This is a genomic window from Pseudomonas sp. B10(2017) (assembly GCF_002113295.1).
GTDB lineage: Bacteria > Pseudomonadota > Gammaproteobacteria > Pseudomonadales > Pseudomonadaceae > Aquipseudomonas > Aquipseudomonas pudica.
Genome location: NZ_NEJU01000003.1, coordinates 1 through 23796, shown reverse-complemented (window position 1 = coordinate 23796; position 23796 = coordinate 1). Strand labels below are relative to the sequence as shown.

22 protein-coding genes are annotated in these 23796 nt (G+C 62.4%); 15 read left to right on the top strand and 7 right to left on the bottom strand.

Annotation, left to right across the window (positions count from 1 at the left end; all coding sequences use genetic code 11):
- The 4 genes from CAF92_RS04860 to dksA form a co-directional block, all read right to left on the bottom strand.
- Entirely contained in the window at positions 1-2976 is a 2976-nt protein-coding gene (locus CAF92_RS04860; RefSeq protein ID WP_173015123.1) for a sensor histidine kinase, read from the bottom strand.
- Positions 2960-3136 carry a hypothetical protein gene (locus tag CAF92_RS26450; RefSeq protein ID WP_003250005.1) on the bottom strand — a complete coding sequence of 59 codons (177 nt, stop codon included), beginning with the start codon at positions 3134-3136 and terminating at the stop codon, positions 2960-2962. The genes CAF92_RS04860 and CAF92_RS26450 overlap by 17 nt, the downstream gene beginning before the upstream one ends.
- Before the next feature lie 245 nt (positions 3137-3381).
- Positions 3382-4269: a tRNA glutamyl-Q(34) synthetase GluQRS gene (gene gluQRS, locus CAF92_RS04855; RefSeq protein ID WP_085599568.1), complete on the bottom strand. Its 888-nt coding sequence runs from the start codon at positions 4267-4269 to the stop codon at positions 3382-3384.
- A gap of 64 nt (positions 4270-4333) precedes the next feature.
- Positions 4334-4777 (bottom strand): RNA polymerase-binding protein DksA, encoded by a 444-nt coding sequence (gene dksA / locus CAF92_RS04850; RefSeq protein WP_046613112.1) that lies wholly within the window; start codon positions 4775-4777, stop codon positions 4334-4336.
- A 210-nt stretch (positions 4778-4987) separates the two neighbouring features.
- Between dksA and CAF92_RS04845 the strand changes: the two genes are divergently transcribed.
- Entirely contained in the window at positions 4988-6160 is a 1173-nt protein-coding gene (locus CAF92_RS04845) for a pyridoxal phosphate-dependent aminotransferase (RefSeq protein WP_085599566.1), read from the top strand.
- Positions 6160-6876 carry a DNA/RNA nuclease SfsA gene (gene sfsA, locus CAF92_RS04840; protein WP_085599564.1) on the top strand — a complete coding sequence of 239 codons (717 nt, stop codon included), beginning with the start codon at positions 6160-6162 and terminating at the stop codon, positions 6874-6876. Before CAF92_RS04845 ends, sfsA begins: the two co-directional genes overlap by 1 nt.
- On the opposite strand, the gene CAF92_RS04835 is transcribed toward sfsA, so the two are convergent.
- Entirely contained in the window at positions 6866-7183 is a 318-nt protein-coding gene (locus tag CAF92_RS04835) for a Rieske (2Fe-2S) protein (protein WP_046613109.1), read from the bottom strand. The two genes, sfsA and CAF92_RS04835, sit on opposite strands and share 11 nt — an antisense overlap.
- A 148-nt stretch (positions 7184-7331) precedes the next feature.
- Here CAF92_RS04835 and CAF92_RS04830 point away from each other — a divergent pair, with 148 nt between their 5' ends.
- The 4 genes from CAF92_RS04830 to CAF92_RS04815 are packed head-to-tail and all read left to right on the top strand — an operon-like array spanning position 7332 to position 10952.
- Positions 7332-8216 (top strand): hemin ABC transporter substrate-binding protein, encoded by an 885-nt coding sequence (locus tag CAF92_RS04830; protein ID WP_085599562.1) that lies wholly within the window; start codon positions 7332-7334, stop codon positions 8214-8216.
- On the top strand, positions 8213-9250 hold the full coding sequence (locus CAF92_RS04825) for an iron ABC transporter permease (RefSeq protein WP_046613107.1): 1038 nt from the start codon (positions 8213-8215) through the stop codon (positions 9248-9250). The genes CAF92_RS04830 and CAF92_RS04825 overlap by 4 nt, the downstream gene beginning before the upstream one ends.
- Positions 9250-10017 carry a heme ABC transporter ATP-binding protein gene (locus tag CAF92_RS04820; protein WP_085599560.1) on the top strand — a complete coding sequence of 256 codons (768 nt, stop codon included), beginning with the start codon at positions 9250-9252 and terminating at the stop codon, positions 10015-10017. The genes CAF92_RS04825 and CAF92_RS04820 overlap by 1 nt, the downstream gene beginning before the upstream one ends.
- A gap of 53 nt (positions 10018-10070) precedes the next feature.
- Positions 10071-10952, top strand: a complete 882-nt coding sequence (locus tag CAF92_RS04815) for a ChaN family lipoprotein (protein ID WP_085599558.1) — start codon at positions 10071-10073, stop codon at positions 10950-10952.
- Between the two features lie 177 nt (positions 10953-11129).
- Here CAF92_RS04815 and CAF92_RS04810 read toward each other — a convergent pair whose 3' ends face one another.
- Both CAF92_RS04810 and CAF92_RS04805 read right to left on the bottom strand, forming a co-directional pair.
- Entirely contained in the window at positions 11130-11408 is a 279-nt protein-coding gene (locus CAF92_RS04810) for a TfoX/Sxy family protein (protein ID WP_013974260.1), read from the bottom strand.
- A gap of 244 nt (positions 11409-11652) precedes the next feature.
- Positions 11653-13215 carry a bifunctional aminoglycoside phosphotransferase/ATP-binding protein gene (locus CAF92_RS04805; protein WP_085599556.1) on the bottom strand — a complete coding sequence of 521 codons (1563 nt, stop codon included), beginning with the start codon at positions 13213-13215 and terminating at the stop codon, positions 11653-11655.
- A 116-nt stretch (positions 13216-13331) separates the two neighbouring features.
- Here CAF92_RS04805 and mrcB point away from each other — a divergent pair, with 116 nt between their 5' ends.
- The 9 genes from mrcB to msrQ all read left to right on the top strand — a co-directional run bounded on the left by mrcB (position 13332) and on the right by msrQ (position 23195).
- Entirely contained in the window at positions 13332-15653 is a 2322-nt protein-coding gene (gene mrcB / locus CAF92_RS04800) for a penicillin-binding protein 1B (RefSeq protein ID WP_023661650.1), read from the top strand.
- A 15-nt stretch (positions 15654-15668) separates the two neighbouring features.
- On the top strand, positions 15669-16472 hold the full coding sequence (locus CAF92_RS04795) for a M48 family metallopeptidase (RefSeq protein ID WP_046613103.1): 804 nt from the start codon (positions 15669-15671) through the stop codon (positions 16470-16472).
- Positions 16472-16804, top strand: coding sequence for a YqcC family protein (locus tag CAF92_RS04790; protein WP_031324603.1), 333 nt, complete (start codon positions 16472-16474; stop codon positions 16802-16804). Before CAF92_RS04795 ends, CAF92_RS04790 begins: the two co-directional genes overlap by 1 nt.
- Before the next feature lie 408 nt (positions 16805-17212).
- Positions 17213-18937, top strand: a complete 1725-nt coding sequence (locus CAF92_RS04785) for an acetolactate synthase 3 large subunit (RefSeq protein WP_085599854.1) — start codon at positions 17213-17215, stop codon at positions 18935-18937.
- 1 nt (position 18938) lies between these two features.
- Positions 18939-19430 (top strand): acetolactate synthase small subunit, encoded by a 492-nt coding sequence (ilvN, locus tag CAF92_RS04780; RefSeq protein WP_003250040.1) that lies wholly within the window; start codon positions 18939-18941, stop codon positions 19428-19430.
- Between the two features lie 57 nt (positions 19431-19487).
- On the top strand, positions 19488-20504 hold the full coding sequence (gene ilvC / locus CAF92_RS04775; RefSeq protein ID WP_013974255.1) for a ketol-acid reductoisomerase: 1017 nt from the start codon (positions 19488-19490) through the stop codon (positions 20502-20504).
- 150 nt (positions 20505-20654) lie between these two features.
- A complete protein-coding gene (gene pssA, locus CAF92_RS04770) occupies positions 20655-21506 on the top strand; it encodes a CDP-diacylglycerol--serine O-phosphatidyltransferase (RefSeq protein ID WP_003250045.1) in 852 nt (283 codons plus the stop codon).
- A 79-nt stretch (positions 21507-21585) separates the two neighbouring features.
- Positions 21586-22599 carry a protein-methionine-sulfoxide reductase catalytic subunit MsrP gene (msrP, locus tag CAF92_RS04765; RefSeq protein ID WP_085599554.1) on the top strand — a complete coding sequence of 338 codons (1014 nt, stop codon included), beginning with the start codon at positions 21586-21588 and terminating at the stop codon, positions 22597-22599.
- Positions 22599-23195 (top strand): protein-methionine-sulfoxide reductase heme-binding subunit MsrQ, encoded by a 597-nt coding sequence (gene msrQ / locus CAF92_RS04760; protein WP_046613101.1) that lies wholly within the window; start codon positions 22599-22601, stop codon positions 23193-23195. The genes msrP and msrQ overlap by 1 nt, the downstream gene beginning before the upstream one ends.
- Positions 23196-23796 lie beyond the last annotated feature (601 nt).

Below are 23796 nucleotides of genomic sequence, written 5' to 3'. Positions count from 1 at the left end.
TCAATTCTCTCGACGGTCTCGAATTTCAGGGGACGTCGCTACGACATGCCGGGGCAGGGTCACGCGGATCCGGGTGCCACGTTGCCGTTCGATATCGGCCGGGCTGTCGATGGTGATTTGCCCATAATGCTCTTCCACGATGGAATAGACCAGAGCGAGCCCCAGTCCGGTTCCTTCGCCCGGGTCCTTGGTGGTGAAGAAGGGCTCGAAAAGGCGGTCCATGATGTTCTTCGGGATCCCGCTGCCCTCATCCTCGACGATCAGGTCGACGGTGTGCTCGCTGACTTCGCTGCGCACACGCACGGCGCTGCCGGGCGGCGAGGCGTCGCGAGCGTTGGAAAGCAGGTTGATCAGCACCTGGGCCAGGCGCTGCGGGTCCCCTTCGGCCCAGTGCTCAGGGTCGCAGAGGTTGAAGAACTGTACTTCGAAATTGCGCCGATTCAACGCCAGCAGACCGATGGCATCCTGCGCCACTTCGGCCAGGCATACCGGCTCTTCGCTGTTCTGGTGGCTGCCGCCGGCATGGGCGAAGCTCATCAGCGACTGGACGATGCGCGATACCCGCTTGGTCTGTTCGAGAATCTGGCTGGACAGCTCGATGATTTCGCCATCGCCCTCACGCTCCTCGCGCAGGTTCTGCGCCAGGCAGGCGATGCCGGTGATCGGGTTGCCGATCTCGTGAGCCACGCCGGCAGCCAGGCGGCCGATACTGGCCAGGCGTTCGGAATGAACCAGCTTGTCTTCCAGCGCCTGGGTTTCGGTAAGGTCCTCTACCAGCAGCACCAGGCCACTGTTGCCTGGGGCCAGCGGCTCGTCGATGGCCGCCTTGTGCAGGTTCAGCCAGCGCGGCTGGCCGTCCAGCGCAAGGCGCTGCTTGTGCAGGTGCTCGTCGGGCACATTGATGAAACCTTGCAGCAGGCCGCGCCAGGGTTCGCTGATGGTGACCAGGCGTGAGCCGACCACGTGCTTGGCGGCGATGCCGGTGAGCTCTTCCATGGCCTTGTTCCACATCAGGATTTCCTGGTCCTTGGCCAGCGAGCAGACGCCCATGGGCAGTTCCTGCAGGGTCTGGCGGTGGTAGCGGCGCAGGGCGTCGAGCTCGGCGGCCAGGCCGGTCAGGCGCGAGTGGTAGTCTTCCAGGCGGCTTTCGATGAAGTGGATGTCCTCGGTCACGTAGTTTTCGTTACCGGACTTGTACGGCAGGAAGGTCTCGACCATGTCCTGGGCCACGCTCGGCCCCATCAGGCCGGACAGGTTGGCCTCGATGCGGTCGCGCAGGCGGCGCAAGGCATAGGGACGGCGCTCGTCGAACGGCAGGTAGAGGTCGCGCAGAGCCTGTTCCACTTCCTTCTGTGCGGCCTTGGCGCCCAGCGGCTTGGCCAGTTGGGTGGCGAATTCCTGTGGCGAGGCGGCGTGCAGCTCGCGGCGTTGCGGGCGGCGCACGTTGTCCACCGCGCAGGCTTCGGCGGCGCTGACCTCTTCGTTGCTTGCGTTGGTGAACAGCGAGATCAGGGTGAACAGCAGCACGTTGGCCGCCAGCGAGGCGATGGCCGCCATGTGCCAGCTGGTGTCGTCCAGCACGTAGATCATGTCCAGCAGCGGGATGTAGAAGCCCTGCAGGTTGCCCAGCAGTGGCAGTAGCATGGTCACCATCCACACCAGGGTGCCGGCCAGCAGGCCGGCGATGAAGCCGCGGCGGTTGGCGGTCGGCCAGTACAGCACCGACAGCACGCCCGGCAGGAACTGCAACGTGGCCACGAAGGCGACGATGCCCAGGTTGGCCAGGCTCTGGTGGTTGTTCTGGGTCAGGTAGAACATGAACCCGGCGGTGATGATGGCGACGATCAGCGCGCGGCGGGTCCACTTCAGCCAACGGTAGATGTTACCTTCGGCCGGCGGCTGGTACAGCGGTAGCACCAGGTGGTTGAGGGCCATGCCCGACAGCGCCAGGGTGGTGACGATGATCAACCCGCTGGCAGCCGACAAGCCGCCGATGTAGGCCAGCAGCGCCAGCGCCTGGTTGTTGGCGGCAAGCCCCAGGCCCAGGGTGAAGTACTCGGGGTTGGTGGTGGCGCCCAGGCGCAGGCCGGCCCATAGCACCAGCGGCACGGCCAGGCTCATCAGCAGCAGGAACAACGGTAGCCCCCAGCTGGCGCTGACCAGCGAGCGCGGGTTGAGGTTTTCGGTGAAGGCCATGTGGTACATGTGCGGCATGACGATGGCCGATGCGAAGAACACCAGCAGCAAGGTGCGCCATGGGCCTTCTTGCAGGGGCGTATGCAGAGCCGCCAGGGCGGTCTGGTTCTGCAGCAACCATACTTCCAGTTCGTGCGGGCCGCCGAATACGCCATACAGGGCGTACAGGCCGATACCGCCCAGGGCCAGCAGCTTGATCACCGACTCGAAGGCGATGGCAAACACCAGCCCTTCATGCTTTTCGCGTGTGGCGATGTGCCTGGAACCAAAGAAGATGGTGAACAGGATGATCAGCGCACAGAAGGCGAAGGCCACCCGTGCCTTGACCGGCTCACCGGTAAGGATGCTTATCGAGTCGGCCACCGCCTGGATCTGCAGGGCCAGCAAGGGCAGCACGCCGATCAGCATGATGATGGTGGTCAGTGCCCCGGCCCAGGTGCTGCGGAAACGGAACGCCAGCAGGTCGGCCAGTGAGGACAGCTGGTAGGTACGGGTGATCTTGAGGATCGGGTAGAGCAGCACCGGCGCCAGCAGGAACGCGCCGGACACCCCCAGGTAACAGGCAAGGAAACCGTAGCCGTACTGGTAGGCCAGGCCCACCGAGCCATAGAAAGCCCAGGCACTGGCGTACACGCCGAGCGACAGGATGTAGGTAAGCGGGTGGCGAATGATCGAGCGCGGGATCAACCCCCGCTCGCTGATCCAGGCCACGCCGAACAACACCATCAGGTACGCGGCGCTGATCAGGATCATCTGGGTCAGGCTAAAGCTCATCGGCATCTCGTTGGCTCTGCAGGATGAAGGTGACGACGATCAGGATCAGCCAGAGCAGGTAAGGGCGATACCAGGCTCCGGTCGGTTCGATCCACCAGTCCATGATGGCCGGGGAGAACAGGTAGATCCCCACGACCAGAAGCAGGACCAAACGATAGATGTACATGCTGGCCTCGATGGTTGGGCGCTGCGGGCTTGGACTTATTATTGGCGCAAATGGCTGGGCGGATGCTAGCGGGAATCCATAGGGTTCGCCAAGAGGTTGAATTTATTGGGCTTTTGTTTTTGAGGGGTGGGTTGCCTGTTCTGGCCCTATCGCCGGCAAGCCAGCTCCCACAGGATCACCACAGGATCTGAGTGCTGTGCTGTACCTGTGGGAGCTGGCTTGCCGGCGATAGGGCCGGGCCTGCCTCAGCGCAAATCGGCCTCTGGCACCGTGGTTCGCTGTGCAATCGCCTCGGGCCGCCACTGCTTGCGCGCCATCGCCAGCACTTCGGCTGGCGTTGCCAGCAACAACTCGGGGTCTGCTTCCTGCCCCAGCGCCCGCAGCGCCCGCAGCAACAGCGGTGTCGCCTGGTCCGCCTGCAGCGGCGGCGAGCGGTACGATTTGCCCAGCTTGTGCCCGTCCGGCTGCACGATCAGCGGAATATGCAGGTAACGCGGCTGCGAGAAGCCCAGCAACTCTTGCAGGTAGAGCTGGCGCGGGGTGTTGTCGAGCAGGTCGGCGCCACGCACGATGTCGGTAACACCTTGCCAGGCATCGTCCAGTACCACCGCCAGCTGATAGGCATACAGCCCGTCGCGGCGCTGGATGACGAAATCGCCCACTTCACGCCCCAGGTGCTGCTGGAACTCGCCCTGCACCCGGTCGGTAAAACGGTAGAGCAGCTCTGGCACGCGCAGGCGGATCGCTGCGCCTTCACGAGCATGCCCGACATTGCGGCAAAGGCCTGGGTAGATGCCGTTGTAACCTTCGAGCTGCTTGCGCGAGCAGGTGCAGGCGTAGGCCAGGCCCATGTTGAACAGGCGGTCGACGACCGCGGCATAGGCATCGTGCCGCTGGCTCTGGAACACCACTTCGCCATCCCACTCCAGGCCGTAGCGTTCCAGGGTCTGCAGGATCGCATCGCGGGCACCGGGCATTTCCCGAGGCGGGTCGGTGTCTTCCATGCGCAGCAGCCAGCGGCCGTTCACGGCGCGGGCATCGAGCCAGGAGGCGAGGGCGGCGACCAGCGAGCCGAAGTGCAGGAAGCCGCTGGGGGTGGGGGCGAAACGCCCGATGTAGCTTGATTCGGTCATGGTCAGGCTGGGTATATAAATGAAACGGGGCGCATGATGCGCCCCGTTCAGGTGGAAAGAAAGATCAGCCTTTGCCGACCGTCTTTTCCTTTTTCTCTGCGATTTCCTTGCAGTCGAAGCACAGGTCGGCGGTAGGGCGGGCCTCCAGGCGACGCAGGCCGATCTCGATGCCGCACGATTCGCACCAGCCGTACTCATCGGCCTTGATCTTCTCGAGGGTCTTGTCGATTTTCTTGATCAGCTTGCGTTCGCGATCGCGGTTGCGCAGCTCCAGGGCGAATTCTTCTTCCTGGCTGGCACGGTCGGCCGGGTCGGGGAAGTTGGCTGCTTCGTCCTTCATGTGATCCACAGTGCGGTCGACACTTTCCATCAAGTCTCGCTTCCAGGCGCCGAGAAGCTTGGTGAAGTGCTGTTTCATGGGCTCGCCCATGTACTCTTCACCCTTGGTTTCTACGTAGGGCTCGACACCGTACATGGTCTGGGCTTTTTGCTTTTCTACGGTGGACATGAATAGACCGCCTCTCACTCATCTGATCCAATGCGCAGGCTGCTCCATCTCCGGCACCCGCCGGCCCTGCGACTGCGAGCCGCCGAACTTACCAGATAGATCGGGGGTGCGCTACCCCGCCCGATCCTGGTAATTGACAACGGCGCGAACCGCACGTTCGGTGGCGTGCAGAGGTAGAATCTCCAGTTTAGACCCAATTGAGAGAAGGTCATGGCCCACCCCTACAGCGCGCGCAGCCGCGCCATCGAACCCTTCCACGTCATGGCGCTGCTGGCTCGGGCCAACGAGCTGCAGGCGGCCGGGCACGATGTGATCCACCTGGAAATCGGCGAGCCGGACTTCCCCACAGCCGCGCCCATCGTTGCCGCCGGTCAGGCCGCATTGGCCGCCGGGCACACCCGCTACACCGCCGCTCGCGGGCTGCCGGCGCTGCGCGAAGCCATTGCCGGTTTCTACGGCCAGCGTTATGGCCTGATTGTCGACCCTGAACGCATCCTCATCACCCCGGGTGGCTCCGGTGCGCTGCTGCTGGCCAGCAGCTTGCTGGTCGACCCAGGCAAGCACTGGCTGCTGGCCGACCCGGGCTACCCGTGCAACCGCCACTTCCTGCGCCTGGTCGAGGGCGGGGCGCAGCTGGTGCCGGTGGGCCCGGATGTGAATTATCAACTGACCGCCGGCCTTGTCGACCGCTACTGGGACAAGGACACGGTCGGTGCCCTGGTCGCCTCGCCGGCCAACCCGACCGGCACTGTGCTGGGGCGTGACGAGCTGGCCAGCCTGTCCCGCGCCACCCGCGAACGGCATGGCCATCTGGTGGTAGACGAGATTTACCACGGGCTGACCTATGGCATGGACGCACCCAGCGTGCTGGAAGTGGACGACTCGGCATTTGTCCTGAATAGTTTTTCCAAGTATTTCGGCATGACCGGTTGGCGCCTTGGCTGGCTGGTGGCGCCTCCTGGCGCGGTGGCCGACCTGGAAAAGCTGGCACAAAACCTGTACATCAGTGCGCCAAGCATGGCCCAACATGCCGCGCTGGCGTGTTTCCAGCCCGAATCCCTGGCCATTTTCGAGGAGCGCCGCGCCGAGTTCGCCCGTCGCCGCGACTACCTGTTGCCCGCCCTGCGCGAACTGGGCTTCCGCATTGCCGTCGAGCCGCAAGGGGCTTTCTACCTTTATGCCGACATCAGTGCCTTTGGCGGTGACGCGTTCGCCTTCTGCCGGCACTTCCTGGAAACGGAGCACCTGGCCTTCACCCCGGGCCTGGACTTCGGCCGACACCTGGCCGGCCACCACGTGCGCTTTGCCTACACCCAGAGCCTGCCACGCCTGGAAGAGGCGGTGCAGCGGATTGCCCGCGGCCTGCGGAGCTGGCAAGGCTGATGCAGTACCATCCCCCACTCGAACAGGGCCGCCTGCTGCGCCGCTACAAACGCTTTCTGGCGGATATCGAACTGCCCGGCGGCGAACAACTGACCATCCACTGCCCCAACACCGGCTCCATGCTCAACTGCATGCGTGAAGGCGGGCAGGTGTGGTTCAGCCGCTCCAACGACCCCAAGCGCAAGCTCCCGGGCACGTGGGAAATCAGCGAAACCCCGCAAGGGCGGCTGGCCTGTGTGAATACCGGGCGGGCCAATACACTGGTCGAAGAGGCTCTACATGCCGGCATCATCGTCGAACTTGCAGGCTTCAGTGCTTTAAGGCGTGAAGTGGCCTACGGCGACGAAGGTAGCCGCATCGACTTTCGCCTGGAGTTCGATGGTGCCCCGGCCTATGTCGAGGTCAAGAGCGTGACGCTGGGCTACCCAGACAGCACGGTCGCGGCCTTCCCTGATGCAGTTACCCAGCGCGGTGCCAAGCACCTGCGCGAGCTGGCGAAGCTGGCCAGGCAAGGCGTGCGGGCGGTGCAGCTGTATTGCGTGAACCTGACCGGTATCGACGCGGTGCGCCCGGCCGAGGAAATCGATGCGGCCTATGCCCAAGCCCTGCGCGCAGCGGTGGCGGAGGGGGTGGAGGTGCTGGCCTACGGCACGCGCCTGGACGCCGCTGAAGGCATCGTCATCGACCGTCGCCTGCCGGTGCTGCTTACCCCTTGAACCAGATGCCCTGGCTGTCCTCGTGGCAGCCCAGGGCCTGCAGCTGCTCGCCCTCGCACGGCCCGGCCACGCATTCGCCGCTTTCGATCAGGAACAGCGCCCCATGATGGGCGCAGTGGATCAGGCTGGCGCCGTCATCGAGAAACGCATCTTCTGCCCAGTTCAGGGGGATGCCGCGGTGGGGGCAACGGTTGCGGTAGAGGTACACCTGGCCTTGGCGGCGTACGCCGAACAGTTCGACGCCGTCTACGCTGAAGGCGCGGCTTTGGCCTTCGAGCAGACCGTGGGAGGTACAAAGGAAGTGCATGGCAAGGACGACTCGTGAAACAAGTGGTGGCTTGACGCTTCAATGCGAATAATTATCAAATGGCCCGCATTCGCTGCGCCCGGCTGCTTATGGTGCGCAGTTCCGTCGCCCGCCACAAGGCGCGCGGCCCGCCTGCAGAAGGAACCCGATGATGCGTCGTCCCGTCGCCTTGCTCGCCCTGTGCGCGAGCCTTGTGCTCCCCACTCAGGCCCTGGCGGCCGAGCTGCCGCAGCGTTGGGTCAGCGCTGGTGGTGCACTGAGCGAATGGATCAGTGCGCTGGGTGGTGAAGCGCGGTTGGTGGGGGTGGATACCACCAGCCAGCACCCACCATCGCTGAAGTCACTGCCCAGCGTCGGCTACCAGCGGCAGTTGTCTGCGGAAGGCATTCTCAGCCTGCGCCCGGATGTGCTGGTGGGCACCGAGGAAATGGGGCCGCCACCGGTACTGGCGCAAATCCGCAAGGCTGGCGTGCGGGTCGAACTGTTCTCCAGCAAGGCTGAACTGGCGGCAGTGGATGAAAACCTCAAGCACCTGGGGCAGTTGCTGGGGGCAGAACATCAGGCCGCGGTCTTGGCGTCGGGGTACCACCAGCAGCTCGATGCCTTGCAGGCCGAGGTCAGGCAGGCCCAGGCCGGGCAGAAGGCGCCAGGAGTATTGCTGCTGCTCGGGCATGCCGGTGCCAAGCCGCTGATTGCGGGGCAGGGCACCGCCGGTGACTGGCTGCTGAACCAGGCGGGTGGGCGTAACCTGGCAGAACATCAGGGCTACAAGAATTTCTCCAGCGAAGCACTGGCGGCGCTGGACCCGGATGTGATCGTGTTTTCCGACCGGGCGCTGGCCGATGAGCGGGCCTTGCAGGCGTTGCTGAAAGAAAACCCCGCGCTGGCGGCCTCGCGCGCCGTGCGGGAGAAGCGTCTGGTATCGCTTGACCCGACGCTGTTGGTCGGCGGGCTCGGACCACGCCTGCCGGCAACACTGCAGTTGCTTGCCGCCACCTTCTATCCGGCTGCCAAGGCCAGCCTCGCCCAATGAAACAGCGGGTCCAGCCACGCACGCTGTTCGTTTGCCTGAGCCTGTCGTGCCTCCTGGCGGTGTGGTTGTCTTTGGCCCTGGGTCCGGTCAGCCTGCCGCTGTTCGATACCCTGCGTGCCGGCCTGCGCCTGCTGGGGCTGCCTATAGCTGCTGACGGCCTGCAGCAGGCCGAGATGATCCTCGGCCAGATCCGTCTGCCACGCACCTTGCTGGGGTTGGCGGTGGGCGCGGTGCTTGCGTTGTCCGGTGTAGCGATGCAGGGGCTGTTCCGTAACCCACTGGCCGACCCCGGCCTGGTAGGGGTTGCCGCCGGGGCGGCGGTGGGCGCGGCGGTGGCCATCGTTGGTGGCAGCTGGCTGGGCGGCATGCCGGATGTGCTTGCGCCTTACCTATTGTCGCTTTGTGCATTCATCGGCGGGCTGGGCGTGACTGCGCTGGTCTATCGTCTGGGCCGACGCGACGGCCAGACCAACGTCGCCACGATGCTGCTGGCAGGTGTGGCCATGACCGCGTTGGGCGGGGCTGTCGTGGGGCTGTTCTCCTACCTGGCCGACGACGCCACGCTGCGCACGCTGACCTTCTGGAACCTGGGCAGCCTCAATGGCGCCAGTTACCAGCGGCTGTGGCCGTTGCTGCTGGTGGCTGCGGGCGTGGCTGTGTGGCTGCCACGGCGGGCCAAGGCGTTGAATGCCATGCTGCTGGGTGAGTCGGAGGCACGCCACCTGGGCATTGACGTGGAGCGGCTCAAGCGCGAGCTGGTGTTCTGCACGGCGCTGGGCGTAGGTGCGGCGGTGGCGGCTGCCGGGTTGATCGGTTTCATCGGCCTGGTGGTACCGCACCTGGTGCGCCTGCTGGCCGGGCCTGATCACCGTGTGGTGCTGCCAGCTTCCTTGTTGGCGGGCGGAGTGCTGATGCTGTTCGCCGATTTGGCGGCGCGGCTGCTGGTGGCGCCTGCCGAGCTGCCGATCGGCATCGTCACGGCCTTTATCGGTGCACCGTTCTTCCTGTTCCTGCTGATACGAGGGCGCAGCTGATGTTGCAAGCCGAGGGGCTGTACTTGCGGCGGGGCAGCAACGAAGTGCTGCATGACATTCATCTGCAGCTGGGCCCGGGGCAGGTGGTGGGCGTGCTCGGCCCCAACGGTGCGGGCAAGAGCAGCCTGCTGGATGTTCTGTGTGGTGAACTGGTACCTGATCGCGGGCAGGTGACGCTAAAGGGCAGGCCGCTGGCCGACTGGGCGGGGCAGGAACGGGCCAGGCGCCTGGCGGTATTGCCGCAGGTGTCCAGCCTGGGGTTCTCGTTCCGGGTCGAGGAAGTGGTTGGCATGGGGCGCATGCCTCATGGCACCGGGCAGCGGCGCGATGCGGAAATCGTCGAGGCGGCCTTGCGGACGGCGGATGCCTGGCACCTGGTGGAGCGCAGTTACCTGGCGTTGTCTGGCGGCGAGCGGCAACGGGTGCACCTGGCTCGGGTGCTGGCGCAGTTGTGGCCGGGCGAGGCGGGTACCACGCTGCTACTCGACGAGCCGACCTCGATGCTCGACCCATTGCACCAGCACACCACCCTGGAGGCCGTGCGCCGCTTTGCCGAGCGTGGCGCCGCGGTGCTGGTGATCCTGCATGACTTGAACCTGGCGGCGCGCTACTGTGACCGTATCCTGCTGCTGGAGCACGGGCGCTGCCATGCCTTTGCCGCACCGTCAGCAGTGCTGACGCCAGCGGCTTTGAAGGCGGTATACGGGATCGATGTGCTGGTACAGACGCACCCAGAGCGTGGGCATCCGCTGATCATCACACGCTAACGCTGGTGCGCTCCTACAAGTGCTGGTGCAGACCATGAATGGAGGTACTGCCCATGCGACATCCGCTGCTGTCCGCTTTCTCGCTGTGCCTGGTGCTGGTACTGGGTGGCTGCCAGGCCAACCTGCCACCGCTGCCCGCCTGGCAGAGCAGTGAGGGGCGCAGCCATGCCGAGCTGGGGCATATCGTCGATCTCGCCAATGGCCAGCTGATCAGCCCTGAGCAACTGGTGCAGCACCTGTCTGCCGCCCCCCGGGTGCTGGTCGGCGAGAAACACGACAACCCCGATCATCACGCACTGCAGTTGTGGCTGCTGCGCGCCCTGCAAGGCCAACGTGTGCAGGGCAGCCTGCTGCTGGAAATGCTGCAGCCCGAGCAGCAACCGCTGCTGGACAAGCTCGCGGGGCAACCTTTGCCGGCAGATTTGCCCAAGGCTCTGGCTTGGCAGGACGGCTGGGATTGGCAGATGTACGGGCCAATCGTGACTGAGGCTTTGCAGCAGCGGGTGCCTTTGCTGGCCGCCAACCTATCAACCGGCGAGATGCGCCAGGCTTATCGTCAGCCGGCCTCGTTACCTGGCGAACGCTCCAATGCGCCGGCGGTCAAGGCCGCCTTGCTGGAGCATGTACGTGCTGGGCATTGCGGGATGCTGCCAGAAAGCCAGCTGCCGGCAATGCTGGCTGTGCAGCAACAGCGCGACCGGCGCATGGCCGAGCGGTTGCTGGCTGCACCGCAGCCGGCAGTGCTGCTGGCCGGGGCTTATCACGTGCGCAAGGACTTGGGTGTGCCGTTGCACCTGGCTGACTTGCAAGCGCAGGGGGAGGGCAAGGTATTGCTTCTGGCAGAGGTCGGTGAGCAGGTTGAGGCAGGCGAGGCTGATTTTGTGTGGTACACGGCAGCGACGCCGGAGCAGGACTATTGCGCGCAACTGCGGTGACAAGGCTGCAAAAGGCAAAAAAAGACCCGGCAAATTGCCGGGTCAATAACCGTGATTAGCCTGATGAGGAGATAATCTGAGAGTCCGAACCAGGGGCTCTTAGCTTATCCAACCAGTCTCGCGACCAGTTGTGATAATCATAACTATTCTCATTTCGTCGTCAATCCTTTCCTGAGATTATTTCTGATTTTTTTGCGCAGGGCTTTTCGCATCCAGCTGTTGGTTGAGCGCCTCTTTGCGCTCCAGCGGCAAATCGTTCCAGTGCATGTCCAGCAGGGCGCCTTCAATGGCATACAACAGCACCTTCGATGCGCGGAACCCTCGTGTCTTCACGGCCTGGTACGCACCTACCGCGCCCAGGCGGCGCAGATCCGATGCACTGTGGATGCCGGCTGCATGCAGCCACTGCGCAGAGGTCTTGCCAAGGTTCTTCAGATGCTGCAATTCATCGTTCATCGAGCCTCCTTGCGATGGCTGAACGGGGATTGGGGGATAAATCGCGAGCAGGTCAGAGAGGAGTGTAGCGGGGGATGGGAAATGCGCGGCCTTTTGCCATAGGGGGCGACGAGATGTCCTGTGCCGGCCTCTTCGCGGGTAAACCCGCTTCCACAAGGTTCTCTGCAAGTCTCACGACTGACGCAGTACCTGTCCGTGGGAGTGGGTTTACCCGCGAAGAGGCCGGCACAGGAAAACGCTGACCTTACAGCCCAGGCAAGCGCTGGCGAATCTGCTCGATCACCTGGTCCATGCTCCCTGCACTCTGGGTATCGACACGGGTGCTCTGCACCAGCTCTTGTGCACTCAGCGGCTCACGGCTGGCCTCCTGGGCCTTGACCACTTCCAGGGTGGCATCCGACGGGTCGGTGTTTTCTGCCTGGCGCTGCTCCAGCCAGCTGGCGATGACCGCATCCGGTGCATGGCAGTCGAGGATCAGGAATGGCACGCCGGTCTGGCTGGCGATGTCCGCCGCGGCCTGGCGTTGATCGCGCTTGAGGTAGGTGGCATCCAGCACCACCGGGAAGCCGGCTCGCAGCACGGTCGCCGCCACCTCGTGCAAGCGCTGGTAGGTCGCGACACTGGCGTCCTGGCCATAGATGCCGGTACTCAGCTGGCCAGCGTCAGCCTGCTGCTGTTCGCCGAACAGGCGTTTGCGCTCCACATCCGAACGCACGCGGACGGCTCCCAAGGCCTCGACCATGCGCATGGCGACGTGGCTTTTGCCCACTGCCGAAACACCGTGAGTAATGGCCAGCAGGCGCGACGGGATGGCGCTGTAGCTTTCCGCCAGGTTGGCATAGTTGCGGTAGGTGCGCAGGGTGGTGGCGCGCTGCACGCCATCGGCATCGGCTGGCATGCTGAACAGTGCAACCTTGGCCCGCACCAGCGCGCGGTAGGCTTTGTAGAAGTTGAGCAGTTCCAGGCCTTCGTAGTCGCCGGTCAGTTCCAGGTACTGGCTGATGAAGCGGCGGGCCAGGCATTTCAGGCCGCGGTCTTCCAGGTCCATGGCCAGGAAGCCGGTGTCGGCGTACACATCGGTCAGGCGGAACGGTTCGTTGAACTCGATGCAGTCGAAGATCACCACCTTGCCGTCGATCAGGGTGGCGTTGCCCAGGTGGATGTCACCGTGGCATTCACGGATGAAACCATTGGCCTTGCGCTTTTCCAGCAGGCCATGCAGGCGCTCGAAGCTGCTGCGTGCCCAGGCCTGCAGGGCGTCGAGTTGCTGCAGGTCGGCCTTGTCGCTGAGGAACGGGCGAATCTGCTCGAAGTTCTGTTCCACAGGCGCCATCACGCTGTCCGGCGTGCCGAGCGGGTGCTCCACCGGAACGCGTGGGGCCTGCAGGTGGAACTCGGCGATCTGCCGGGCCATCTGGTCGATGTGCGCGGCATTCAGTTCGCCATTGGCCTGCAGGGTGTTGAGCATCTGCCCCTGGGGGAACTGGCGCATCTTCAGCACGTACTCGATGGCTTCGCCTTCACCACCGATCTGCGGCGCGTCGACGCTACCGGTGATCGGCAACACTTCCAGGTACAGGCCGTCGGTCAGGCGCTGGTTCAGGCGCAATTCTTCGTTACAGAAATGCTGGCGCTGGTCCAGGCCGGTGAAGTCGAGGAAGCCGAAGTTCATCGGCTTCTTGATCTTGTAGGCATACTCGCCAGTGAGCAGGACCCAGGAGATATGCGTCTCGATGAGCTGGAACCCATCCACGGGGTGAGGGTACAGGGCGGGGTTCTGCAACGCAGTGATAAGGGCTTGGCTCACGGGAAATCCTTCCGGGGGCAGGGAATTCGAATGCGCCATTATGGTCAATGGTGCCGTCCCTGCCTACCGCCGGGGGCGTCTGCCCAGCCTTTATAAAGTGCGTATAATCCGCCGCCATGACCCGAACCCGAAATCCCCGTACCCCTCAGAAACGCCCGACCGGCCGCTCCCGCGCCTGGCTGGGCTGGGCTTTGAAGCTCAGCCTGGTCGGCCTGGTGATCGTCGCCGGCTTCGCGGTTTACCTCGATGCCGTTGTCCAGGAAAAGTTTTCCGGCAAGCGCTGGACCATCCCGGCCAAGGTGTATGCCCGGCCGCTGGAGCTGTTCACCGGCCAGAAGCTGAGCAAGAACGACTTCCTCACCGAGCTGGACGCCCTCGGCTACCGGCGTGAAAGCGCGGCCAACGGCCCGGGCGCGGCGGCAGTCAACGGCAATACCGTCGAGCTCAATACCCGTGGCTTCCAGTTCTACGAGGGCATGGAGCCGGCGCAGTTCGTGCGTGTGCGCTTCTCTGGCGATTATGTGGCGGGCCTTTCCGGCGCCAACGGCAAGACGCTCGATGTAGTGCGCCTGGAGCCGCTGATGATCGGCGGTATCTACCCGAAAAACCTCGAAGACCGCATCCTGATCAAGATCGACCAAGTACCGCCGTACCTGCTCGAAACCCTGGTGGCGACGGAAGACCGTGATTTCTACAGCCACTTCGGGGTGTCGCCCAAGTCCATCGCCCGAGCCATGTGGGTCAATACCTCGGCAGGTTCCATGCGCCAGGGTGGCAGCACGCTGACCCAGCAGTTGGTGAAGAACTTCTACCTCACCAGCGAGCGCAGCCTCAGCCGCAAGCTGACCGAGGCGATGATGGCCGTATTGCTGGAACTGCACTACGACAAGCGCGAGATCCTCGAGGCCTACCTCAACGAGGTGTTCGTCGGCCAGGATGGTCAGCGGGCGGTGCACGGCTTCGGCCTCGCCAGCCAGTTCTTCTTCAGCCAACCGCTGTCGGAGCTGAAATTGCACCAGATCGCTCTGCTGGTGGGCATGGTCAAGGGGCCGTCCTACTACAACCCGCGTCGCTATCCGGACCGCGCCCTGGCCCGCCGCAACCTGGTGCTCGACCTGGTGGCCGAGCAGGGCGTGGCCAGCCAGGCAGAAGTCGATGCAGCGAAGAAGATGCCGCTGGGCGTGACCAAGCGCGGCAGCCTGGCAGACAGCTCATTCCCGGCCTTCCTCGACCTGGTCAAGCGTCAGCTGCGCCAGGACTACCGCGATGAAGACTTGACCGAAGAAGGCCTGCGCATCTTCACCAGCTTCGACCCGATCCTGCAGATGAAGGCCGAAACCTCGATGAGCGAGACCTTCAAGCGCCTCGCGGGGCGCAAGGGGGCGGACGAGGTTGAGTCGGCGATGGTCGTGACCAATCCGGAAACCGGTGAGGTGCAGGCGCTGATCGGCAGCCGCCAGGCCGGCTTCGCCGGCTTCAACCGCGCCATTGATGCCGTGCGGCCGATCGGTTCGCTGGTCAAGCCGGCGGTGTACCTGACCGCGCTGGAACAACCGACCAAGTACACCTTGACCAGTTGGGTGCAGGACGAGCCGTTCTCGGTCAAAGGTGCCGACGGCCAGGTCTGGCGCCCGCAGAACTACGATCGTCGCCCGCATGGCACCATCTACCTGTACCAGGGGCTGGCCAACTCCTACAACCTGTCGACTGCCAAGATCGGCCTGGAAGTGGGTGTGCCTAACGTGATCAAGACCATTGGCCGGCTGGGGGTGAATGTCGACTGGCCAGCCTTCCCGGCCATGCTGCTGGGTGCCGGTGGCATGTCGCCGATGCAGGTCGCAACCATGTACCAGACCATCGCCAATGGCGGCTTCAACACCCCGATGCGCGGTATCCGCAGCGTGCTCACCGCCGAGGGCGAGCCGCTCAAGCGCTACCCGTTCCAGATCCAGCAAACCTTCGACCCGGGGGCCATCTACCTGGTGCAGAACGCCATGCAGCGGGTGATGCGCGAAGGTACCGGCCGCTCGGTGTACAACACTTTGCCGCGCAATCTCACCCTGGCGGGCAAGACCGGTACCAGTAACGATTCGCGCGATAGCTGGTTCTCCGGCTTCAGCCAGGACCTGCTGGCCGTTGTATGGATGGGGCGTGACGATAACGGCAAGACGCCATTCACCGGTGCCACCGGTGCCTTGCAGGTGTGGACCAGCTTCATGAAGAAGGCCGACCCGCTGCCGCTGGACATGCCGCAACCGGACAACGTGGTGCAGGCCTGGATCGACCCGTACAGTGGCCACGGGTCTGATGGCAGCTGTCCGGGAGCGGTGCAGATGCCGTATATTCGCGGCAGTGAACCGCCCGCCGGCGCGACCTGTGGCGGTGAGCAGGATCCAGTTGAATCGGTCATGGACTGGGTCAAGGGCTGGATGAATTAAGCACAGGCTGCATTGATGAGGTGTGACGTGAACAAGTGGCTGTTTCCTGCCGTGACGGCGCTGGCGGTGCTCCAGGGGTGCGCCAGCGTCCCGCGTGGCAATATTCCGGTGGTCGACTCGAGCACCCGCGTGTCCAACAGCGAACGCGTGACGGCCAACCGCTCTGCGGGTGGCTATAGCGCGGGCACCGCACAGGCGCAAACGCTGCCTGAAGACTCCGGCGTCACCGTGATGATCCCGCAGGGCGCTGGCGCCTCGGGCATTCAGACATTCCCGGCGGCCAATGGCGCAGCGCCGATCAGCACCTCCCCGATCACTCCGGGGCCGATCACCACAGGGCCTGTCACTTCGGCACCGATGACCACCAACCCCAACCCGATCGCCGACGAACCTTTCGATATCGCGGCGATGAACAGTGCCCCGCAAACCACCAGCGCACCAACTGGTATACCGCGTAGCAGCGCAGCTGCAGGTGGCTTGTCGGCCGACGAGCAGCTGGACGGCCCGGTGCTGGCGCTGCTGACCACCGCGAAAACCCAGCAGGGCAGTGGTGACTTCAACGGTGCCGCCTCGAGCCTGGAGCGTGCCCAGCGCATTGCCCCGCGCGAGCCGCAGGTGCTTTACCGCCTGGCCCAGGTGCGTCTTTCGCAAGGCGATGCACCGCAGGCCGAGCAGTTGGCACGTCGTGCCCTGACTTACGCCAACGGCCGCCCGAGCCTTCAGGCCGAGCTGTGGAACACCATTGCCCAGGCCCGCGAAAAGCAGGGTGACAGCGCTGGTGCAGCACTGGCCCGGCAAAAGGCACGGGTCAATTCGTGATGATCGAGCAGCGCATTCTGGATGTTGCCGACCACCTGCTGTTGATCGAGCGTGAGCTGCAAGTGCAAGGCTGGTGGGATGACGAGCCGCCAAGCGACGAGGCACTGGCCAGTACGGTGCCTTTTGCAGTCGACACCCTCAGTTTCGAGCAGTGGTTGCAATGGATCTTCCTGCCGCGCATGAAGATCATCATCGAGCTGGGCCACCCGCTGCCCAATGCATCAGGCATCCTTGTAATGGCCGAAACCGTGTTTACCGACCGGCCAGAACAAAGTCGTGAGCTACGGCGCCTGTTGGCAGCATTTGACCAATTGATTGCTCCTTCCGCCTGATTTCTTCAGTTTTTCCTTCAAGGGCCGCAGATTGTGGCCCTTTTTTGTAGAAATGTTATTTATTCTGCTGCTGAAGCGATTTTTAGTGGTGGCAGGAATTCATCTTGGGGAAAAATTGGCAATAATTTTTCTTGACTTGTTGGCGCCGAATCAGAAGAATCCAATCTCCGCTGTAGAGGGACTGCCAGAAGCAGACCCGCTAAGCAGATCATGAGGCGCACACCCGCGCCGACCTGTTACACCCCGCAACGCGTTACCTCGCGCTGGGTGGGAAAACCCCGCAACACTCTGGGGTGCTCCCAATACTTGCTCAGTCAGTGCTGACGTTCGCTCATGCTCTGCTTGGCAGTAAACCTATTAAGACCCGTCCAGTGAGGGCGGTATTCTGGCGTTTTAGAGGTGAACAACGTGGAGCTTTTATCTGGCGCTGAGATGGTCGTCCGCTTCTTGCGTGACGAAGGCGTTAAGCACATCTACGGGTACCCTGGTGGTGCTCTCCTGCATGTTTACGACGCGCTGTTCAAGGAACCGGAAGTCGAGCACATCCTGGTTCGTCATGAGCAGGCAGCTACCCATATGGCGGACGGCTACGCCCGCGCCACCGGCAAGGCCGGCGTGGTGCTGGTGACCTCCGGCCCGGGCGCGACCAATGCCATTACCGGTATTGCCACCGCCTACATGGATTCGATTCCGATGGTCATCCTGTCCGGCCAGGTGCCTAGCACCATGGTGGGCACCGATGCCTTCCAGGAAACCGACATGATCGGTATTTCGCGGCCGATCGTGAAGCACAGCTTCATGATCAAACATGCCAGTGAAATCCCCGAAGTTCTGAAAAAAGCATTCTACCTGGCGCAATCCGGTCGCCCAGGTCCGGTCGTGGTCGACATTCCAAAAGATATGACCAACCCGGCCGAGAAGTTCGAATACGTCTACCCGAAAAAGGTCAAGCTGCGCTCCTACAGCCCGGCGGTACGCGGCCACTCCGGCCAGATCCGCAAGGCTGCCGAGATGCTGCTGGCGGCCAAGCGCCCGATCGTCTACTCCGGTGGCGGCGTGATCCTCGGTGGTGGCTCCGAAGCCCTGACCGAAATCGCCAAGTCGCTGAACCTGCCGGTCACCAATACCCTGATGGGGCTGGGGGGCTTCCCGGGTACCGACCGCCAGTTCCTCGGCATGCTCGGCATGCACGGCAGCTTCACTGCCAACATGGCCATGCACCATGCCGACGTCATCTTCGCCGTCGGTGCCCGTTTTGACGATCGCGTGGTCAACGGCCCGGCCAAGTTCTGCCCGAACGCCAAGATCATCCATATCGACATCGACCCGGCGTCGATCTCCAAGATGATCAAGGCCGACGTACCGATCGTCGGGCCTGTCGACAGCGTGCTCAGCGAAATGCTTGGCATCCTCAAGGAAATCGGCGAGCAGCCTGACAAGGCGTCGCTGGACGCCTGGTGGAAGCAGATCGACGAATGGCGCGGCAATGGCGAGCTGTTCCCGTACGACAAGGGCGACGGCAATGTCATCAAGCCGCAGAAAGTCATCGAGACCCTGTGCGAAGTGACCAATGGCGATGCCTTCGTCACCTCCGACGTGGGCCAGCACCAGATGTTCGCGGCGCAGTACTACCGCTTCAACAAGCCGAACCGCTGGATCAACTCCGGTGGCTTGGGCACCATGGGCTTCGGCTTCCCGGCGGCGATGGGCGTCAAGCTCAACTTCCCGGACCAGGACGTGGCCTGCGTGACCGGCGAAGGCAGCATCCAGATGAACATCCAGGAGCTGTCCACCTGCATGCAGTACGGCCTGCCGGTGAAGATCGTCAACCTGAACAACGGTGTGTTGGGCATGGTCCGCCAGTGGCAGGACATGGCCTACAACGGTCGTCACTCGCACTCGTACGTCGAGTCGCTGCCTGACTTCATCAAGCTGGCCGAGGCCTATGGCCATGTGGGTATCCGCATCACCAGCCTGAAGGACCTCAAGCCGAAGCTGGAAGAAGCGTTTGCGATGAAGGACCGCCTGGTGTTCATCGACATCGCGGTTGACCGCAGTGAGCACGTCTATCCGATGCAGATCAAGGATGGCTCGATGCGTGACATGTGGCTGAGCAAGACGGAGCGTACCTGATATGCGGCACATCATTTCCCTGCTGCTGGAAAACGAACCAGGTGCGTTGTCCCGCGTGGTCGGCCTGTTCTCCCAGCGTAACTACAACATTGAAAGCCTGACCGTGGCGCCGACCGAAGACCCGACCCTGTCGCGTCTGACGCTGACCACTGTTGGCCATGACGAAGTGATCGAACAGATCACCAAGAACCTGAACAAGCTGGTCGAAGTGGTCAAGCTCGTCGACCTGTCGGAAAGCGCTCACATCGAGCGTGAACTGATGCTGGTCAAGGTCAAGGCCACCGGTGCCCAGCGCGCCGAGATCAAGCGCACCACGGATATCTTCCGTGGCCAGATCGTCGATGTGACTGCCAGCGTGTACACCGTGCAGCTGAGCGGCACCAGCGACAAACTGGACAGCTTCATCCAGGCGATCGGCACTGCATCGATTCTCGAAACCGTGCGCAGCGGCGTTACCGGCATTGCCCGTGGCGACAAAGTGCTCAGCATCTAAATTCAAAAAAATTAGCGATGGCTCCGCAGGGGCCGAGATATAACCAGGGGTATTTTCATGAAAGTTTTCTACGATAAAGACTGCGACCTTTCCATCATCCAGGGTAAGAAAGTCGCCATCATCGGTTACGGTTCCCAAGGCCACGCTCAGGCGTGCAACCTGAAGGACTCCGGTGTAGATGTCACCATCGGTCTGCGTAAAGGTTCGGCCACCGTTGCCAAGGCAGAAGCCCATGGCCTGAAAGTGACCGACGTTGCCTCTGCCGTCGCTGCTGCCGACCTGGTCATGATCCTGACCCCGGACGAGTTCCAAGGCCAACTGTACAAGCAGGAAATCGAGCCGAACATCAAGAAGGGCGCTACCCTGGCCTTCTCCCACGGCTTCTCGATCCACTACAACCAGGTTGTTCCACGTGCCGACCTCGACGTGATCATGATCGCGCCGAAGGCCCCGGGCCACACCGTTCGCTCCGAGTTCGTCAAGGGCGGCGGTATCCCTGACCTGATCGCCATTTACCAGGATGCCTCCGGCAACGCCAAGAATGTTGCCCTGTCGTACGCTTCGGGCGTAGGCGGCGGCCGTACCGGCATCATCGAAACCACCTTCAAGGACGAGACCGAAACCGACCTGTTCGGTGAGCAGGCTGTTCTGTGCGGCGGTACCGTAGAGCTGGTCAAGGCCGGTTTCGAAACCCTGGTCGAAGCTGGCTACGCGCCGGAAATGGCCTACTTCGAGTGCCTGCACGAACTGAAGCTGATCGTTGACCTCATGTACGAAGGCGGCATCGCCAACATGAACTACTCGATCTCCAACAACGCCGAGTACGGTGAGTATGTAACCGGTCCGGAAGTCATCAACGAAGAATCCCGCAAGGCCATGCGCAACGCCCTGAAGCGCATCCAGGACGGCGAGTACGCGAAGATGTTCATCTCCGAAGGTGCTACCAACTATCCATCGATGACTGCCAAGCGTCGCAACAACGCCGCTCACGGCATCGAAATCATCGGTGAGCAACTGCGCTCGATGATGCCGTGGATCTCGGCTAACAAAATCGTCGACAAGACCAAGAACTAAGTCTTGTCGAAAGATGAAAAACGCGGCTTCGGCCGCGTTTTTTCGTTCTGACAGTCCGCTTCTGGTATAAAGCAGACCAGTGGCCTGCCGTCAGAACCTGTTTTGCAGGCCCGTGTCGAACATTTTCCATCCTGTTGCAAGGTACCCTCCATGAGCGAACGTCCCGAAGAGCCGAACAAGCCCTCCGACGCCGAAAGCCTGCTACCTGTCGATGAGCACGTTGAAGAAGGGCATGACGCCGAAGGGCGCAAGGTGCGCCATCGTGGCATCTACCTGCTGCCCAACCTGTTTACCACCGCCAACCTGTTTGCCGGTTTCTATTCCATCATCAGCTCGATGAGCGCACAGAGCGCACTGAGCGCCGGTGACCCGCGCGAGGCGAGCAAGTACTTTGCCTTCGCTGCCATCGCCATCTTCGTGGCCATGGTGCTCGACGGCCTCGATGGTCGTGTCGCGCGCATGACCAACACCCAGAGCGCCTTTGGTGCCGAGTACGACTCGCTGTCGGACATGGTCGCCTTCGGTGTGGCTCCGGCCTTGCTGGCCTTTGGCTGGGCGCTGGGCGACATGGGCAAGGTCGGCTGGATGGTCGCCTTCATCTATGTGGCCGGTGCAGCACTGCGTCTGGCACGCTTCAATACCCAGGTCGGCACCGCTGACAAGCGCTACTTCATCGGCCTGGCCAGCCCAGCTGCCGCGGGCGTGGTCGCGGGTACCGTGTGGGCGTTCAGTGACTACGGCATCCAGGGCTCCAAGCTGTCGTTCCTGGTGGCGCTGCTGGTGGCTGCTGCCGGCATGCTGATGGTCAGCAACATCAAGTACAACAGCTTCAAGGAGCTGGACCTCAAGGGTCGTGTGCCGTTCGTGGCTATCCTGGCCGTGGTGCTGGTGTTTGCCGTGGTGTTCAGCGACCCGCCGCGTATCCTGCTGCTGATCTTCCTCGCCTATGCGGCTTCGGGGCCGATCCAGTTCCTGCTCAAGGCACGCCGTCGCAAAGCGTGACAATCATTTAATGCAGGAATAACCCGCCGGCTCCATAGTCTTACTGGTACATCCGTTATCCAGTGCTGTGGAGCCGCTCATGCTCATCAAGCTTTCCAGGTCTTCCGAGTGCAAGGCATCGGAGATCACCCCCGAAGGCATCTACCTCTCCCGTCGTACCCTGCTGGGTGGCTCGTTGGCCGGCCTGGCGCTGGGCGCCTTGCCGAGCATGGCGCGCGCAGCTGAAACCAGCCGTTACGCCGATGTCGAAGCTGGCAGGGCGCCTGGCTGGTTCAGTGAAAAACTCGCGGCCACCCGATGGCAGGCAGTAACGGTCCAGGGTGAGACAATCACGCCGTTCAAGGATGCCACCCACTACAACAACTTCTACGAGTTCGGGCCCGACAAGGGCGACCCGGCGGCCAAGGGCGATAGCCTGAAAACCGAACCGTGGAGCGTTGTGGTCGATGGCGAGGTGGGTAAGCCCGGGCGCTATGCACTGGAAGACTTCGTCAAACCGTACCAGCTTGAGGAGCGCATCTACCGGCTGCGTTGCGTGGAGGCGTGGTCGATGGTCATTCCGTGGCTGGGCTTCCCGTTGGCGCAGTTGCTCAAGCAGGTAGAGCCGACGTCCAAGGCGCGCTATGTGCGCTTCGAAACCCTGAAAGACCCGGAGCACATGCCGGGGCAGCGTTCGGGGTTCGCCCTGATCGACTGGCCTTATAGAGAAGGCTTGCGTCTGGATGAGGCGATGCATCCTTTGGCGATCCTGGCGGTTGGCATGTATGGCCGGGAGCTGCCCAACCAGAATGGCGCGCCGTTGCGGCTGGTGGTGCCGTGGAAGTATGGTTTCAAGAGCATCAAGTCGATCGTGCGTATCAGCCTGGTGACGGAGCAACCCGGCACCACCTGGGAAGGGTTGGCGCCGGATGAATATGGGTTCTATGCCAATGTGAACCCGACGGTCGACCACCCCCGTTGGAGTCAGGCGCGTGAGCGGCGGCTGCCCAGCGGGCTGTTCAGTCCCAATGTGCGAGAAACCCAGATGTTCAATGGCTATGCCGATGAAGTGGCGTCGCTGTATGCCGGGCTTGATCTGCGGAAGAACTATTGATGCGTTACCCCTGGTTTCGCCTGGCCATCTTCATCGTGGGGTGCCTGTTCCCGGCCTGGTGGTTGTATGAGGCGGCGATGAATCTGCTAGGGCCTGATCCTGGAAAGATCATGATGGACCGGCTTGGGCTCGGGGCGCTGACCTTCCTGCTGGTTACCTTGGGCATGACGCCGCTGCAGAAGCTGACGGGATGGTCGGGTTGGATCGTGGTGCGCCGGCAACTGGGGTTGTGGGTGTTCGCCTATATCGTGCTGCACATCCTGGCTTACCTGTTCTTTATCCTTGGGCTGGACTGGGGGCAGTTGGCGGTGGAGTTGCGCAAGCGGCCTTACATTATTGTGGGGGCGCTTGGGTTTCTTGGGTTGCTGGCCCTGGCCGTTACCTCGAATCGGTATAGCCAGCGGCGGTTGGGGGCGCGTTGGAAGAAGCTACATCGGTTGGTGTACGTGATACTTGGGTTGGGGTTGCTGCATTTCTTGTGGATCGTGCGCTCGGATCTGCGGGAGTGGGCGATCTATGCGGGTATTGGGGCTGTGTTGATGGTGTTGCGGGTTCCTGCTGTTGCGCGGGTGCTGCCCAGAATTGGCCGGAGATAGGGGAGGGGGCAAGGGCCTGTGCGGCGCTCGATCTCACAGGCGCAGAAGGTGTAGTGGCGAGCACCTGGTAGCCTTGATAAGGTCTTCGCCTGGAACATTTCAAATAAATGAAATTAAAGGTTGACGCCCTCTCGGATCCCCTTATAATGCGCCCCACTTCCAGCGACATCGGAACGACAAACTTCTTGAAATTCAATAAGTTAGGTTGTTCGGAAAGAGCTGAAAGGGCTACGATCAAAAGGTCGCCAGCGGTTGAGATGATGGTTGACAGCGCTTCTAAACGCTGTATGATTCGCCTCCCGCTACGAGAGATCGCAGCGAGTCAAGTGTTTGAAGCTAAACGAGTTTCTCGCAAAAAACTTCAAAATAAACGCTTGACAGCAAGTGAGGAAAGCGTAGAATGCGCGCCTCGGTTGAGACGAAACGCTCTTAACCAAACGCTCTTTAACAAATCGAATCAAGCAATTCGTGTGGGTGCTTGTGAGTATGGACTGATAGTCACAAAGATTATCAGCATTACAAGTGGCCATGCGAGAAATCACATAGTCATTTGAGATTGCTGAGCCAAGTTTAGGGTTTCTTAAAAACCCAAGCAGTATTG